The sequence below is a fragment of the Neisseria perflava genome, assembly GCF_002863305.2.
Lineage (GTDB): Bacteria > Pseudomonadota > Gammaproteobacteria > Burkholderiales > Neisseriaceae > Neisseria > Neisseria perflava_A.
Genome location: NZ_CP136962.1, coordinates 1,612,681 through 1,628,152, shown reverse-complemented (window position 1 = coordinate 1,628,152; position 15,472 = coordinate 1,612,681). Strand labels below are relative to the sequence as shown.

The following is a 15,472-nucleotide window of genomic DNA, read 5'->3' as shown; positions in this document are numbered from 1 at the left end:
ATGACTCTCTATAATTTCAGTTAATTTTCTCTATACTTAGATAATATTCTAGTAATATCGGGTTTTAATTTTTGTCGCTGCCATACAGTTGGGTGTTTAGGTGTTCCATTTTGATTTCTTGGCAACTCAATCTCTTTATCTTTTTTTAGCATGTTTTGTATTAAATTGATACGCTCCAAAATATCCTTCTCATATAATAGATCTGACTGATAGCTTCCATATGCCATAATATAATTATCGTATTTAAATTCAGAAAGATGTTCAAATATCAGGTTGCTATTTAAATCACGTTTCTCCCAATTTGAGAACAAAGGTGCGGTTTGGGGATTGGCGTAATCAAAAAGATTTAGAATGACCTGATTAAATCCTGCATTGCCACATACTTCACGAAGTATACGAAGAGTTGTATCTCCAGATAAATTTTTCCCATCGCCACTCAAGCTCCCTGGGTTGAACATAATGACTAACAATGTTCTGTTATTATTTGATTTTTTCTGAATACACCAGTGTCGATATTCTTTTTGACTTTCCCAAGAAATTTCCCAGCCATCCAGTGTCGCAGAATAGATGTTACCGCCCATTATTGGATTCATTATTTGCTCCTGTTTAATGTATAGCAAGCCGTAGCCCGCATGGTAGGGTGTGTGCGGTACGCACGCATTCTCTATTTTCCCTGAAATCTCAACCCACCGCGTGCGTGCCTTGCGGCACACACCCTACCGACGGGTTCAAAGGTCGTCTGAAAAAAACGCTCGCGGCGTTTGTTCCATCTGTCTTGCGATAAAGGCTACCTGAAAAATTCCGCTGTTGATGTTAGGACAATCTTTTTTCAGACGACCTTTTGCGTTTTTATGTTGCACAGGTCGTCTGAAAACTTCCTTAAAAACTAGTGATAAATGTAATCAAACCCAAAATGATGCCCGGGGCGTTCGCCAGCATGACGGGGTAGTCGCGTTTTTCTTTTAAAAAGCCGTAGGCAACCCATAATGTGCAGTTGATGGCGGCGACGAGGGGTTGCAACGGCGAGCCGGGGTTGCCGGCAAGGTTGTTTTGGATTTGTGGGATATAGGAAACGTACATACCGACGGCGGTCAGGGTAGCGACAACGGAGAGGATGCGCATTTGTTTTTCAGTCATGGGGTTTCCTTTCTGACTTGAGTTACAGGATTTTGAATCGCTTGATTTTCAGACGGCCTGCCGGATTTGACGGCCGTCTGAAAAATTCGCTTTATTGCTTCGCCGCTTTCATATTGTCAATGAATTTGTCGAACAGATAGCCGACATCCTGCGGGCCGGGGCTGGCTTCGGGGTGGCCTTGAAAACAGAACACGGGTTTGTCTGTCAGCTCGATGCCTTGCAAGGTGTTGTCGAACAAGGATTTGTGGGTAATGCGTGCGTTGGCGGGCAGGGTGTCGGCATCGACGGCGAAACCGTGGTTTTGGCTGGTAATGACGACTTTGCCGCTGTCCAAATCTTGTACGGGGTGGTTGGCACCGTGATGGCTGAAGCGCATTTTCAGGGTTTTTGCGCCGATGGCGAGGCTGATCAGCTGGTGTCCCAAACAAATGCCGAAAATCGGTTTACCGCTTTCCATCAGTTTTTGTACGGCTTTGATGGCGTAGTCGCAAGGCTCGGGGTCGCCGGGGCCGTTGGACAGGAATACGCCGTCAGGATTGAGTGCCAACACGTCTTCCGCGCTGGTTTGGGCGGGAACAACGGTCAGGCGGCAGCCACGTGAGGCGAGCATGCGCAGGATGTTGGTTTTAACGCCGAAATCGTAGGCGACGACGTGGTAAGGTTGTTCGGAAGGGGTAACGAAACCTTTGCTCAATTCCCATTCGCCTTCGGTCCATTCGTAAGTTTCTGTGCAGGAAACTTCTTTTGCCAAGTCTTTGCCGACCATGCTGCCGAATGCGGCAATCAGTTCTTGTGCTTTTTCAATGGTGGCATCTGCACCGGTCAAGATTGCACCGCCTTGTGAACCTTTTTCACGCAACAGGGTGGTCAGGCGGCGGGTATCGATGTCGGCGATGGCGACGGTTTTGTTGCGTACCAAATAGTCGTGCAGGCTTTCGGATGCGCGGAAGTTGCTGTGTAAGAGGGGCAGGTCGCGGATAATCAAACCGGCGGCGTAAACGCTGCGGCTTTCTTCATCTTCGGCGTTGGTGCCGGTGTTGCCGATGTGTGGATAGGTGAGGGTAACGATTTGTTTGCAGTAGGAAGGGTCGGTCAGGATTTCCTGATAGCCGGTCATGGAAGTGTTGAACACGACTTCGCCGGAAGTCGAACCTTCGTAACCGATTGATGTGCCGTGAAATACGCTGCCGTCAGCGAGAACGAGAAGAGCCGGAGTGGTCATGATGGAATCCTGTTTGCCTGATGATGATCGGTTCGAAAAAAAATGGGTCAGGCCGTCTGAAAAATAAAAATTGTTTACAAAAAAGACAGCCTTCGGAAATCTCGGCTAAAAAAAAACACGCTCCGCAGCTTTGATTTTGCTGTGTAACGTGCTTTTTCAGACATAGCGGTCTATGCCGTAGAAGCAGTGTATTTTAAGTCAAAATGATAGGAATTTCAAGCATAGAGCAAATAATCGATAATTTAAAAACGTTTTATCTTTATGGTACAGTCCCTTGCTTTTGGAATGCTTGATGAATAAGGTTGAACTAAATATTCAGTCAGGCCGTCTTAAAACTGAGCAGGCAGATTGTTTCATTTTTGTTGTGTTTGAAATGCAGGTGTAGGGAAATTCAGCCGAATCAAACATGAAACTGGCTGTTTATGCTAGAATCGTAACCTCATAAAAAATAAAAACAACGTCATTTTTAGCTGAGATTATCCGATGAAAAAAGAACACATTATGCAAAACGCTCCATCAGGCCGCCATCGCCTCATTTATGCAAGCGTCGCTTCCGCTTTAGCACTCATCAGCATTTCCGTTCAGGCAAATACGCAGCAGTTTGCCCAAACTCCTTTTTACCTGCAAAACAAAACCGACGTCAGCGGCCAACCCAAAGTCAAACACAATATTATGTTTTTGATTGATGACTCGGGCAGTATGTTGGCTAATGCCGGGGGTAATTATAATGTTCCGAATAAAGACAGGAAGATCAATATTGCCAAATCTGCATTAAAGCAGGTTTTGCGTGAATACAAAGATCAGTTTAACTGGGGCTTGCAGACTTTACACAATAATCCTCGGTATTTGAAATGGGATGAGAAAAAAAGGCAAGAGAATAATGCTATTTACGCATATACAGAACTGCCTAGACCCGATGATACCAAAGGTAAAGGTGATATGAAGGATTCTGAAGGCTTTACGGATGGTTCTGTCGATCGAAACTGGGAATATGTCAGTAAAAAAGTAGATGAGATGTTGGCTTACCAAGCTACGCCGACAACGCGCCGTTATTATGAAGTCGTCAAAAATTTCGTCATCCCAAATATCAAATACCGTTGTCAGAAGTCTTATGTGATTGTGATGTCGGACGGTGATGCCAATATGAGTTGTAGTAACCAGGTTCCGGGCGAGGATCCTCGCTTATCTCCTAATACTAACTTTAACTATGATCGAGATTATTACTATTCAAACTATTATCGTCGTATTGAGAGTAGTGCAAATACACTTGCATACCAATATTTCGGGCCGTCTGAAGCAAAAGCTTATGAAGATAAACATAAGCAAGGACAATATTTTTCAGGAAACGGCCTTGAAGGATATTTTGATCTGCCGATTTATGACCCAAGATCGAATACTCCTGAAGGGGAGAAAAAGTTTCAATGTCAATATGCTGAATATGCAAAAGATGCTTCAGGAAATTGGGTGCTTTTAGGTGAAAAAGATGGTAAACGAAAAGTCCAAGGCCTTGGCGACCCCTTTGTTCCTTATTGGGATAGAAACTATGGTAATGAGAAACGCGGTATGCGTTTCTTTAGTCAGACTTTGGCAGAAAAAGACATCAAAACAGAAAAAGATGGCAAAGATGCTGCCGGCAAGAGCTGGGATGGTGATCCAAGCGATCCTAAAGGCGTAGATTATAGCAAGCAATTGGTTCAGACTTTTACCGTGGGCTTTGGTGAGGGAATCTCTCCAGTCGGGAAGGAGTATCTGGAAAAGGGTGCCAGTCGCCCAGACTGGTATTTTAATGCCGCAAAACCTGAAAAGTTGCTCGATGCTTTCAAAACCATCGTCGATAATATTGAAAATGACAGTAAGAATACGAAATTTGAAGGAGTATCCTCTACTGCGCCGGCAACGACCAGTATGGGTGTTCCCGATATGGCGGCAACGGTTCATTTAAATACCGGCTCTTGGAGCAGTCAGTTGCGGTTTTATAAATTAAACCCCAATGGTACGCCTATTGATACGACTAAGTTTGACCAGCCATCATTTAAAAACCGTCTTACTTTGGTTAATGATGGCAGTAAGACCTATTTCATCGATAGCGTTGCAGATAATGAGGCTTCAAACGCCGATTTTGGCATTTCAGACGGCAGTGCGAAAGATGATAAGTTGGAATGGAAAAATGCATTGCTGAAATGGACTGGCCGAGCAGGGAGTGATGAAGCCATCAAAGCGGATGCAGAGGCAAAAGGTTATAGCCAGTCTTATCGTATCCGTCCGACTGACCCTAATGATGCAAGTAAAGATGAACGTAATTTGGGCGATATTTTAGACGGTTCGGTTGCAGCTATTGGGGATAAGGATAAAGTTAAAGGCCGCCAAGAGTTTTTGGTCGCCGCTGCCAATGACGGCATGGTACATATTTTCCGTCGTAATGATACGTCAAGCAATCCTTATGACTTGAAACTCAGCTATATTCCGGCAGGCATGGAGCGCGAGGACGATAAAGGTCAAGCAACAACTTTGGGCAAAGTTCTGAAAGATATTGCACGAGATGGTTATGGCTCCAGTACGCCACACCGCTATATGGTCAATGGTGGCTTTGTTCTCCGTCAAACACCGGATAAACAAACCTTTATGTTTGGTGCGATGGGTCAGGGCGGACGTGGTGCGTATGCGTTGAATATTGGTGCAGTGGCTGACAGTGATCGTAGTAGTTGGAATACGACTGTGCCTTTGTTTGAAACAAAAAAAGGCTCTGACAATAAGCTGGGTTATACCATTGGTTCGACACAAATCGGTCGTGTTTCCATCAAGCGCGATACCACTCCGGTCAATCTCAAATCTGATGTGCGCTATGCAGGTTTCTTGGCCAGCGGCTATCGTACTGAAGATGTGAACAGTACCGACAATGAAACGGCTTTATATGTCTATGATATGACAGGTAAAGAAGCTGGTACGCAAGATGCCGGTAAAAATGTTTCTAGTGCTGGTAATCTCTTGGCTAAAATTCCTGCGCCGAATGGCAAAGGCGGCCTCTCTACGCCCACTTTGGTAGACACCGATTTTGACGGTATTGTCGATATTGCCTATGCAGGCGACCGTTACGGCAATATGTTCCGCTTTGACTTGAGTGGTGAAACACCGTCCAAATGGTCTGCGCAAATGATTTTCCAAGGATCGGGTAATCAACCGATTACGTCTGCGCCTGCGGTATCACGCCGCAGTAAAGACAAGTATGTCGTCATTTTTGGTACGGGTAGCGAGATTTATCAGAATGAATTGAATAATACCAACGGCCAAATCAATGCCGTTTACGGTATTTACGACGATGTATCTGACAAAGCAGTTTTGGCAAACAGCAGTGAGTTGGAACAGCAAACCAGAGAAAGTGACGGCGAACACATTTATGTCAGCGACAATAAGGTTGGTGAAGGCAAAAAAGGCTGGAGTCTGACTTTAGGTCCGAATGAACGTGTGACTGTCAAACCGACGATGATTTTGCGTACAGCCGTTGTAACCATTCGTAAGTATGAAAGCAAAACAATTCATACTGATTCTTCCAGTACCGATGTTTGTTTGCCGGACAGCACGTCCACACAAACGACAGCGAAAACGATTATTCTGGGCGTAAATGCTGAAAACGGCGGCCGTTTGGGATTGCGTGATGCTCGTATCTCCGCTAAGGATCGTCAGTTTATCAAGCGCGAGAATAATGGCCAGATTTATTACGCCAACGGTATGACTTTTGATGGCGTTATCAACTTTACTTATATGAATTCCAGCAAAGCCGACGATTCTCCGGTCACTGCCGATGGCGATAGTGGCGGCACGGGTACGGATAAGGAGTTGAACGCTACGCCGAGTGTGCCAAACAATAAATGTTTTGCAACTAAAGGTGATCGCAGTCTCTTGTCTAACCAACTGGTCAGCCTAGAAGTACAAGGCCGGACATGCGGACTCAAACGCATCAGCTGGCGCGAATTGTTCTTTTAATCGGTAAGGCTTGGATATCGAGGCCGTCTGAATTTTTCAGACGGCCTTCTCTGTTGAGTGGTAGTAATGAGAGATGCTGGATTAAAAAATGGAAAAGTTTGTTTGAGGGCAAAACAAGGTTTGATCAAATTGAAAGCTTGGATAAAGCCAAACGGCAAGCTCTAGTCGTTTCTTTTTCTGCTTTCTGTTATTGGTTTTGGGAAGTTAAAAGGCCGTCTGAAAATATCTTTTCAGACGGCCTTTGATTTAAAAAGAGCCAGTCAAGGAGTGCATTTTAGATGCTGTTTTTAATGATTTTCCGCAGGGTGGACAGTTGTCGGCGGCTGACGGGCAGCGGGGTCGGAATATCAAGAATTTTTGCGCCCCATGTGGATACGGATTCGTCGTTCTCGTCATCGTCCAGTCGAATCAGGCTGTCGAGGGTGTGGCGGAAGACGAGGGCGTTGCGGTGGATGCGGATGACTTTGTCGCCCAGCAATTCTTCCCAGTAAACCAATGTTTTCGGTAATTCGAAGCTTTGACCGTCGCCGGTAAACAGATAGACGGTTTTGTGTTCCGCCATCAGGTAACGCGCCTGCTGCCAGGGGATTTCAACCATACGCTCGCGGTTGTACACTTTGAAATGGGTGAAACTGTCTGCTTTTTCGCGGTTTTTCTCGATGATGCGGTCAAGCGCGGTTTGCAGGCGGGTCATTTTGATTGGTTTGAGCAGATAGTCTGCGGCAGCTAGCTCAAACGCGCGCAGGGCGTGTTCTTCGTAGGCTGTGGTGAATACAATTTCCGGCTGGCGTTTGGCGGTACGCTTAATGCGTTCGACAAATTCGAGACCATCGATTTCCGGCATGCCGATGTCGGCAAAAACGATGTCGACTTCGTGGACGCTCAGCCACTCCAATGCTGGCATGGCATGGTGAAAGACGTTGAGCAGTACGACATTGCACTCTTCCAATAATACACGTAAGCGTTCTGCTGCTAATACTTCGTCTTCTACAATAATGGCACTTGGCATAGCGGTATTCTTTTTGTCGTATCGTGGGAGATCTGCCGCGCTTTGTCATCCTCAATAACGCGTCAGCCGTATGTTGTTACAACCTTGAAATTATCAGTTTGTGACAATTTTAGGAAATTTTTGAAATATACATGATTTTTCGCTTCTTGGGCATGGTTTGGGATGAATCGGAAGATTACTTACATAATTTTATGAAATATTGTAATACCTAGAGTAATTTTGTTGTAATCGTGCTAATTCAGTCTGTGATAATGGACGATTTTGGGATTTTGTCCATTTGCCAGTGTGCCACCGCCCAATCGAGCAATTCTTGAGGACGGTTCACAGCAGGTGCATCGGGTAGGTTGAGATAGGTTAGGACTTGGCGTAGGAGTTGTTCTTTTTGATTCAAATCCAAAGCCGGGGCAAGGGTTTGTTTCGACCATTTTTGCCCTTGGCTGTTGGTCAATAGGGGAAGGTGGGCGTAGGCCGGTGTGGGAACGCCGAGGCATTGTTGCAGATAGATTTGGCGCGGCGTGGAAACGAGCAAATCTTGACCGCGGACAATATGCGTTATGCCTTGGTCGGCGTCGTCGGCAACCACGGCAAGCTGATATGCCCAATAGCCGTCGGCACGAAGCAGGACGAAATCGCCGATATCGTGTGCCAGGTTTTGTGCGTAATGTCCGACAATGCCGTCTGAAAAACTGATCACGCGATCGGGAACTTGAATACGCCATGCCGGCGTTTTGTTTTGCGTGTCGGGTCTTTGCTGAGGATTGCGGCAACGGCCGTTATATACAAATCCGTCTGCGCCATGTGTTGCCGCAGCCTGCCAGTCTTTGCGGCTGCAATAGCAGGGATACACCAGCCCGGCTGCTTTGAGGCGGTCGAGGGTGTCTTGATATAGGTCGTAACGGCGGCTTTGATAGGCGACTTCGCCGTCCCACTCAAAGCCAAAAGCTTCAAGCGTGCGCAAAATGTCGGCAGCGGCGCCGGGCATTTCTCGCGGGGGGTCAAGGTCTTCAATGCGGACCAGCCATTTGCCCTGATGAGCGCGCGCATCGGCATAGGAGGCGACGGCGGTCAGTAGGGAGCCGATATGAAGCAGGCCGGTAGGGCTGGGGGCGAAACGTCCTATATACATGGCAGGGTGGTTTTTGTAGGGCAGGGGCAGTATGGCCTGCACGGTATTTAAATCGTGATAGAAAAGGGCGTGCCGTACACGCCCGAATTTGGGTTTCAGACGGCCTGAGACTTGTCAAAATGATTTAAGTTTCTCGGCCGTCCGTTTAATCCGCTTAAGCCAAGGGAGCCAGTAGTTTGGCGAAAGCGTCTTCAAATTGTTTCAAACCGTCTTCCTGCAAACGAGTTGCCAAAGTTTCGACATCGATGCCAAGTTTTGCGGTTTCGGCAAGCTGCGCTTGGGCTTCGTCCACACCTTCGGTCAAAGTGGCTTTGGCGGTGCCGTGGTCGATAAAGGCTTTGAGTGTGGCATCGGGAACGGTGTTGACGGTATGGGCGCCAATCAGGCTGTCAACGTACAAAGTGTCAGGATAGGCAGGGTTTTTCACGCCGGTAGATGCCCACAGAAGTTGTACGCGGTTGGCACCTTTTTCGGCAAGTGCGGCAAATTCGCTGCTGCCGAAATATTGCGCCCAATCTTGATAAGCGGCTTTGGCCAGCGCAATGGCGACTTTGCCTTTGAGGTGTTCAGGCAGGGTGGCGTCCAATGCGGCATCAACACGGGAAATAAAGAAGCTGGCGACAACTTGGATATGGGAAACGTCGAGTCCTGCTTCCAAACGTTTGGCAATGCCGCGCGCGTAGGCCGCATAGGCTTTGAGGGTTTGGGTGCGGGAGAAGAGCAGGGTCAGATTGACGCTGATGCCGTCTGAAACAAGGGTTTCAAGCGCTTCGATACCTTCGTCGGTTGCCGGTACTTTAATCATGGCATTTTTACGGCCGATGGCAGCGTGCAGGCGGCGCGCTTCTTCAATCGTGCCTTGTGCGTCTTTGGATAATTCAGGCGAAACTTCGAGGCTGACGAAGCCGGTTTTGCCGCCGGTAGATTCGTGTTCGGCAAGACATACGTCGCAGGCGGCTTGTACGTCGGCAACCGCCATGGTTTCGTAGCGTTGTTTCGGGGTAAGGTCTTGCTGTTTAAGCGCGGCTACTTCATCGGCGTACAGGGCATCGCCTGCAAAGGCTTTTTGGAAAATGGCAGGATTGGAAGTTACGCCACATACACCTTGCTTCAGCATTTCTGCCAATTCGCCGCTTTGTACCAGCGAACGGGAGAGATTGTCCAACCAGATTTGTTGTCCTAATGCTTTAACGTCCGATAAAATAGTCATCTCTGATTCCTTTTACATAATAGGTTTGTTTGTGAAGTGGCGGTAATGCTACGCCGATTCGATGAATTTGAACAGTTTACAGCCGATTAATTTGGGCAAAACAAACCTAAATTCAAGCACGAAAGGTGGCTTTGATGGCGGAAAACACACTTTATCTCGACTGGGCGCGCGATGTATTGGATACGGAAGCCGAAGGTTTGCGTGAAATTGCGGCGGCTTTGGATCATGATTTTGTCCGTGCGGCGGAAGCATTGTTGCACTGTAAGGGCAGGGTCGTCATTACCGGTATGGGCAAGTCCGGACACATCGGCCGCAAAATGGCGGCAACCATGGCTTCCACCGGCACGCCTGCGTTTTTCGTCCATCCTGCCGAAGCGGCGCACGGCGATTTGGGCATGATTGTGGACCACGATGTCGTGGTTGCCATTTCCAATTCCGGCGAAAGCGATGAAATTGCAGCAATTATTCCGGCGTTGAAACGCAAAAACATCACGCTTATTTGTATCACTGCCCATCCGACTTCGACCATGGCGCGCCATGCCGATATCCATATTACCGCGGCGGTTTCCAAAGAAGCCTGTCCTCTCGGCCTTGCACCGACTTCCAGTACGACCGCCGTGATGGCATTGGGCGATGCGCTGGCGGTGGTATTGCTGCAGGCGCGTGCGTTTACGCCGGATGATTTTGCTTTAAGCCATCCGGCCGGCAGCTTGGGCAAACGACTGCTGCTGCGCGTGGCGGATATTATGCACAAAGACGAAGCCCTGCCTGCCGTTTTGTTGGGTACGCCGTTGAAAGAAGCCATTGTCCGCATGAGTGAAAAAGGCTTGGGCATGTTGGCGGTAACCGATGCCGAAGGCCGTCTGAAAGGCGTATTTACCGATGGCGATTTGCGCCGTCTGTTTCAAGAACGCGACAGCTTTGCCGGTTTAAAAGTGGACGACATCATGCACGCTTCGCCGAAAACCATTTCCGCCGACCGCCTTGCCACCGAAGCTTTGAAAGCCATGCAAAGCGGCCATGTGAACGGTTTGCTGGTGGTCGAAGAAAACGGCGTGCTGATTGGTGCTTTGAACATGCATGATTTATTGATGGCACGAATTGTCTGAATTGACGGCAAAAACGTTTTCAGACGGCCTTATGCTAGAATAGGCCGTCTGAAATAAGGAAACCTTATGCAAAACCTCTCTTCCGACCTGCAACAACGCGCTTTAGGTATCAAACTGCTGATACTGGATGTAGACGGCGTTTTGACCGACGGCCGCATTTTTATCCGTGACAACGGCGAAGAAATCAAATCGTTCCACACTTTGGACGGACACGGTTTGAAAATGCTTCAGGCCGGCGGTGTGCAAACTGCAATTATTACCGGCCGCGATGCGCCTTCCGTCGGTATCCGCGTGAAGCAGCTCGGTATCAACTATTACTTCAAAGGCATTCACGACAAACGTGCCGCCTATGCCCAATTACGCGAACAGGCCGGTGTGGAGGAGCATGAGTGCGCCTTTGTCGGCGACGATGTTGTCGATTTGCCCGTGATGGTACGTTGCGGATTGGCGGTCGCCGTCCCCGAAGCGCATTGGTTTACGTTGCAATACGCCCATTATGTAACCCAACGTTCCGGCGGCGCAGGTGCGGTGCGTGAAGTGTGCGATTTGATTATGCAGGCGCAAGGTACGCTTGAACCTGCTTTGAAAGAGTATGTACGATGAAAATCAGATGGCGTTACGGAATCGCCTTTCCGCTGGTGTTGGCCGTTTCACTCGGCGCATTGGCGGCGTGGCTCGGCCGCATCAGCGAAGTACAAGTCGAAGAAGTCGTCCTCAATCCGAATGAGCCGCAATATTCGATGAAAGGCATCAACGGCAAACGTTTTGACCAAGAAGGCCGTCTGAAAGAAAATCTGAGCGCGGTCGATGCCGTTCAATATCCGAATAGCGCGGATGTGCATTTGGACAAACCGCATCTTTCGTTTTACCGCGACGGCAGCCTGTTGTACGAAGTCGGCAGCGACAAGGCCGCGTACAATATTCAAAACAAAAAAGTCGTTTTTGAACAGAATGTTGTCTTAAACAAAGCGGCAGATGCCAAGCGTTTGGCTGGCATCGTCAAAACCGAACGTTTGAATGTCGATACCGAAGCGCAATACGCCCATACCGACAGTCCCGTTACTTTCCAATACGGACAGTCCGGCGGTCAGGCAAACGGCATGACTTATGACCACAAAACCGGTTTGCTGAATTTCCCTTCCAAAGTGAAAGCCACAATTTATGATACAAAAAATTTGTAAAACCTTAGCCCTTGTTGCCGTTTTTGCCGCCAGCCCGGCCTTTGCCCTGCAAAGCGACAGCAAGCAGCCGATTCAAATCGAAGCCGACCAAGGCTCGCTTGACCAAAACAACCAAAGCACCACCTTTTCCGGCAACGTCATCATCAAACAAGGCACGCTCAATATTCGTGCCGGCAGCGTGACCGTTTCGCGCAACGACAAAAGCGAGCAGTTGATGAAAGCCACCGGCTCGCCCGTCAAATTCAGCCAAGAGTTGGACGGCGGCAAAGGCGTGGTCAACGGCCAAGCTAATACTGTAACGTATTCTTCCGCAGCTAGTCTGGTTACCCTGACCGGCAATGCCAAAGTACAGCGCGGCGGCGATGTGGCCGAAGGTGCAGTCATCACTTACAACACCAAAACCGAGGTTTATACCATCAACGGCAGCGCCAAATCCGGTGTGAAATCCGCCGCCAAATCCGGCCGCGTCAGCGTGGTCATCCAGCCGTCCAGCACGCAGAAAAACAAATAAGAAAACACACAAAAAGGCCGTCTGAAAAAGGTTCAGACGGCCTGAGGTCAATATCGAAAGTCAACAGAATATGAGCGCAAACAACAGCCGTCTTGTGGTTCAAAACCTGCAAAAAAGTTTCAAAAAACGCCAAGTCGTCAAAAGCTTCTCCCTTGAAATCGAAAGCGGCGAAGTCATCGGCCTGCTCGGTCCCAACGGCGCGGGTAAGACCACCAGCTTTTACATGATTGTCGGCCTGATTGCCGCCGATGCAGGCAGCGTGATGCTGGACGGCCAAGAGTTGCGCCACCTGCCCATTCACGAACGCGCCCGCCTCGGCGTCGGCTATCTGCCGCAGGAGGCCTCGATTTTCCGCAAAATGACCGTGGAACAAAATATCCGCGCCATTTTGGAAATCAGCATGAAAGACAAAAGCCGCATTGATGCCGAACTTGAAAAACTGTTGGCCGATTTGAACATTGAACGCCTGCGCAACAACCCTGCGCCGTCTTTGTCCGGTGGCGAACGCCGCCGTGTCGAAATCGCGCGCGTGTTGGCCATGCAGCCGCGTTTCATTTTGTTGGACGAACCTTTTGCCGGCGTTGACCCGATTGCCGTCATCGATATTCAGAAAATCATCGAGTTCCTCAAATCACGCGGTATCGGCGTATTGATTACCGACCACAACGTGCGCGAAACCCTCAGCATCTGCGACCGTGCCTACATCATCAGTGATGGTACGGTATTGGCTTCAGGCAAGCCGGATGATTTGGTCAACAATGAACAAGTCCGTTCGGTTTATTTGGGTGAAAACTTCAAATATTGAGTTTAGGCCGTCTGAAAAGGTGTATCTGTGTTGAAACGAATTTTTTTGTCTTCCTTTGCCGTTTTGGCAGCTACTGCCGTGCATGCAATGCCAGAACTGCCATTGCAGAATATGGGTGTGCGCCAAGGCGTGATAGATAAAAATGGCAAGCCGATAACCGGTATCGTAACGGCGACAGCTATCGTGGATAAAGAGGGTAAATTGGGAAAAAGCCTCCATTGGGAAGTGGATGCGCTGGAATTGTTGAAACTTGCTCAAGAAGTAGGTTTGCCAAAACAAGTCGAGCCTTATAAAGAGTGTACTTATAATCAGAAAACCCAACAAACGGATTGTAAGACACTGGAAAGCCTTAAAAAATTCAGATTCTTTTATACTGTGCCAAATGGATTCAAAGAAGAGATAAAGACGAAACCTGTCCAAGTTGCTCCCCCACCTTATCCAGAGCTTTCTACAGAGAATGGTGAGGAAGGGACTGTGGTATTAAATGTCTTTATCAATATAGATGGCAAAGCATTCGTATGGGTAAAAAAGAGCAGTGGATACTCGCGTTTAGATGCTGCAGGACGAAAAGCGGTTTTGCAGACAAAATTTCAACCCGCTACCTATCACGGGAAGCCTGTTACCATGTTTTTTACTCGACGTATTGCGTTTATTTTAAATTAGAAAATATCTCTACTGTCGAATAATTCATTTATCGGTTGATAAAAGAATAATATATTGAAATAATCATCCAATATATAAACAATATATCCGATATTTTCAGACGGCCCATCAGATACAGGCTGTCTGAAATCCATAAAGCACATTTACTATCAAACATTATGTCTTCACTCGTCCTTAAACTCAAACAGACCCAGCAGCTCAACCAGCGGCTGCAGCAGTCTTTGCGCATCTTGCAGATGTCGGGTCTTGAGCTTGAGCGCGAAGTGGAAGACTGGTTGTCAGACAATCCTCTGCTTGAGCGTCCGGAAACCGATGAGTTTGCCGATAGCGGACTCAACCGTGCGGTAACCATGCCGCGCGCAGGTCAGCAGTTGAGCGGCGACGATGCCGAAGATATTTGGAGCAACATCGCCGAAGAAGAGGATTTCAAACACTATCTGCATGCCCAAGTGTGCGAGCATCCGCTCTCGCAAGTGGAAGCGGCCTATGTTCACGTCTTGATTGATTTTTTGGACGAACAAGGCTACCTCACCGACAGCCTCGAAGAAATCATCGACCACACGCCGTTGGAATGGATGCTGGACGAAGAAGCCCTGCAAAATGCGCTGGATGTATTGCAAACCTTTGATCCGCCCGGCGTGGCTGCGGCCGACTTGACCGAGTCGCTCATGCTGCAATTAATGCGTTTGCCGGCTTCTCCGGCTAGACAAATGGCCGCGCATTTGGTGCAAAGTTCGCTTCAAGATTTGGGCAAAAACCGCAAACAAAACGTTCTGCGTTTCCGCAAACTTTATCCCCAGGCCGACAGTGAAACCATAGAAGCCGCACTCGATATGATTGCCGGCTTGAATCCTTATCCGGCTTACGGCTTCGCTTCTGCCACCCCCACGCCTTATATTCAGCCTGACGTTTGGGTGAAAGAGGGCAAGGACGGCTGGGAAGTCATCAGCAACGAAGCGGCCTGGCCGAAGCTGCAGCTCAATCAGGAATATTGCGACCTGATGAAATCGGCGGAAGAGGGTGCGCCGGAGTGGAAGGAAAAAATCAGCGAAGCCAAACAGCGCATTGATTCTTTGGAACTGCGCAAAAGCACAGTCCTCCGCCTTGCCGAGTATATTGTCAAAAATCAGGAAGATTTTTTCATCTTCGGCGAAATCGGCCTGTCGCCCATGCTGATGAAAGATGCCGCTGCCGAATTGGGTTTGGCGGAAAGCACCATTTCGCGCGCCGCCAACCAGAAATATTTGTCTTGCCCGCGCGGCCTGTTTGCGTTACGCTATTTCTTCACACAGGCAGTCAATGCCGACGATGAGGGCGAAGGGTTCAGCCAAGGCGCAATCAAAGCTGTCTTGAGCCAGCTGATTGAAAGTGAAGACAGCAGCAAACCTTATTCGGACGAGGCCCTCGTCAAATTATTAAAACAACGCGGCATTGAAATCGCCAGACGTACAGTGGCTAAATATAGAGAATCATTAGACATCCCGCCGGCACACAAACGAAAATTTACCGAGTAGATAT

At 48.4% G+C, this 15,472-nt stretch carries 14 protein-coding genes; 8 read left to right on the top strand and 6 right to left on the bottom strand.

All coding sequences use genetic code 11. The annotated features are described in order from the left end of the window. Positions 1-20: 20 nt before the first annotated feature. From CYJ98_RS07520 to carA, 3 genes are all read right to left on the bottom strand, one after another. On the bottom strand, positions 21-593 hold the full coding sequence (locus tag CYJ98_RS07520) for a DUF1643 domain-containing protein (protein WP_101756013.1): 573 nt from the start codon (positions 591-593) through the stop codon (positions 21-23). Positions 594-879: 286 nt separating this feature from the next. Continuing rightward, entirely contained in the window at positions 880-1,137 is a 258-nt protein-coding gene (locus tag CYJ98_RS07515; RefSeq protein WP_016687622.1) for a SemiSWEET family transporter, read from the bottom strand. Positions 1,138-1,228: 91 nt separating this feature from the next. Continuing rightward, a complete protein-coding gene (carA, locus tag CYJ98_RS07510) occupies positions 1,229-2,359 on the bottom strand; it encodes a glutamine-hydrolyzing carbamoyl-phosphate synthase small subunit (RefSeq protein ID WP_101756012.1) in 1,131 nt (376 codons plus the stop codon). A gap of 501 nt (positions 2,360-2,860) precedes the next feature. On the opposite strand from carA, the gene pilC reads away from it, so the two are divergent. Then, complete coding sequence (gene pilC / locus CYJ98_RS07505; RefSeq protein WP_244169024.1) at positions 2,861-6,340, top strand: PilC family type IV pilus tip adhesin; 3,480 nt, start codon at positions 2,861-2,863, stop codon at positions 6,338-6,340. 274 nt (positions 6,341-6,614) lie between these two features. Here the strand turns inward: pilC and CYJ98_RS07500 are convergent, their stop codons facing one another. The 3 genes from CYJ98_RS07500 to tal all read right to left on the bottom strand — a co-directional run bounded on the left by CYJ98_RS07500 (position 6,615) and on the right by tal (position 9,685). Beyond that, complete coding sequence (locus tag CYJ98_RS07500) at positions 6,615-7,349, bottom strand: LytR/AlgR family response regulator transcription factor (RefSeq protein WP_101756010.1); 735 nt, start codon at positions 7,347-7,349, stop codon at positions 6,615-6,617. Between the two features lie 238 nt (positions 7,350-7,587). Further along, positions 7,588-8,475: a tRNA glutamyl-Q(34) synthetase GluQRS gene (gene gluQRS / locus CYJ98_RS07495; protein ID WP_101756096.1), complete on the bottom strand. Its 888-nt coding sequence runs from the start codon at positions 8,473-8,475 to the stop codon at positions 7,588-7,590. Positions 8,476-8,629: 154 nt separating this feature from the next. Further along, positions 8,630-9,685: a transaldolase gene (gene tal, locus CYJ98_RS07490; protein WP_101756009.1), complete on the bottom strand. Its 1,056-nt coding sequence runs from the start codon at positions 9,683-9,685 to the stop codon at positions 8,630-8,632. Positions 9,686-9,819: 134 nt separating this feature from the next. Between tal and CYJ98_RS07485 the strand changes: the two genes are divergently transcribed. The 7 genes from CYJ98_RS07485 (at position 9,820) to rpoN (ending at position 15,468) form a co-directional block, all read left to right on the top strand. Then, positions 9,820-10,794 (top strand): KpsF/GutQ family sugar-phosphate isomerase, encoded by a 975-nt coding sequence (locus CYJ98_RS07485; RefSeq protein WP_063076105.1) that lies wholly within the window; start codon positions 9,820-9,822, stop codon positions 10,792-10,794. Positions 10,795-10,860: 66 nt separating this feature from the next. Continuing rightward, positions 10,861-11,397, top strand: a complete 537-nt coding sequence (locus tag CYJ98_RS07480; protein WP_101756008.1) for a KdsC family phosphatase — start codon at positions 10,861-10,863, stop codon at positions 11,395-11,397. Further along, entirely contained in the window at positions 11,394-11,975 is a 582-nt protein-coding gene (gene lptC, locus CYJ98_RS07475) for an LPS export ABC transporter periplasmic protein LptC (protein ID WP_003686789.1), read from the top strand. Before CYJ98_RS07480 ends, lptC begins: the two co-directional genes overlap by 4 nt. Next, on the top strand, positions 11,956-12,486 hold the full coding sequence (lptA, locus tag CYJ98_RS07470; protein ID WP_049328829.1) for a lipopolysaccharide transport periplasmic protein LptA: 531 nt from the start codon (positions 11,956-11,958) through the stop codon (positions 12,484-12,486). The genes lptC and lptA overlap by 20 nt, the downstream gene beginning before the upstream one ends. Before the next feature lie 70 nt (positions 12,487-12,556). Beyond that, a complete protein-coding gene (gene lptB / locus CYJ98_RS07465) occupies positions 12,557-13,291 on the top strand; it encodes an LPS export ABC transporter ATP-binding protein (protein ID WP_003679854.1) in 735 nt (244 codons plus the stop codon). 27 nt (positions 13,292-13,318) lie between these two features. Further along, complete coding sequence (locus CYJ98_RS07460; RefSeq protein WP_101756007.1) at positions 13,319-13,954, top strand: energy transducer TonB; 636 nt, start codon at positions 13,319-13,321, stop codon at positions 13,952-13,954. Positions 13,955-14,112: 158 nt separating this feature from the next. Then, positions 14,113-15,468: an RNA polymerase factor sigma-54 gene (gene rpoN, locus CYJ98_RS07455; RefSeq protein WP_101756006.1), complete on the top strand. Its 1,356-nt coding sequence runs from the start codon at positions 14,113-14,115 to the stop codon at positions 15,466-15,468. Positions 15,469-15,472: the final 4 nt, after the last annotated feature.

Bases quoted from the DNA above. Each gene is read 5' to 3' on its own strand.
- CYJ98_RS07520 (WP_101756013.1), bottom strand. From the start codon at position 593: ATGAATCCAATAATGGGCGGTAACATCTATTCTGCGACACTGGATGGC.
- CYJ98_RS07515 (WP_016687622.1), bottom strand. From the start codon at position 1,137: ATGACTGAAAAACAAATGCGCATCCTCTCCGTTGTCGCTACCCTGACC.
- carA (WP_101756012.1), bottom strand. From the start codon at position 2,359: ATGACCACTCCGGCTCTTCTCGTTCTCGCTGACGGCAGCGTATTTCAC.
- pilC (WP_244169024.1), top strand. From the start codon at position 2,861: ATGCAAAACGCTCCATCAGGCCGCCATCGCCTCATTTATGCAAGCGTC.
- CYJ98_RS07500 (WP_101756010.1), bottom strand. From the start codon at position 7,349: ATGCCAAGTGCCATTATTGTAGAAGACGAAGTATTAGCAGCAGAACGC.
- gluQRS (WP_101756096.1), bottom strand. From the start codon at position 8,475: ATGTATATAGGACGTTTCGCCCCCAGCCCTACCGGCCTGCTTCATATC.
- tal (WP_101756009.1), bottom strand. From the start codon at position 9,685: ATGACTATTTTATCGGACGTTAAAGCATTAGGACAACAAATCTGGTTG.
- CYJ98_RS07485 (WP_063076105.1), top strand. From the start codon at position 9,820: ATGGCGGAAAACACACTTTATCTCGACTGGGCGCGCGATGTATTGGAT.
- CYJ98_RS07480 (WP_101756008.1), top strand. From the start codon at position 10,861: ATGCAAAACCTCTCTTCCGACCTGCAACAACGCGCTTTAGGTATCAAA.
- lptC (WP_003686789.1), top strand. From the start codon at position 11,394: ATGAAAATCAGATGGCGTTACGGAATCGCCTTTCCGCTGGTGTTGGCC.
- lptA (WP_049328829.1), top strand. From the start codon at position 11,956: ATGATACAAAAAATTTGTAAAACCTTAGCCCTTGTTGCCGTTTTTGCC.
- lptB (WP_003679854.1), top strand. From the start codon at position 12,557: ATGAGCGCAAACAACAGCCGTCTTGTGGTTCAAAACCTGCAAAAAAGT.
- rpoN (WP_101756006.1), top strand. From the start codon at position 14,113: ATGTCTTCACTCGTCCTTAAACTCAAACAGACCCAGCAGCTCAACCAG.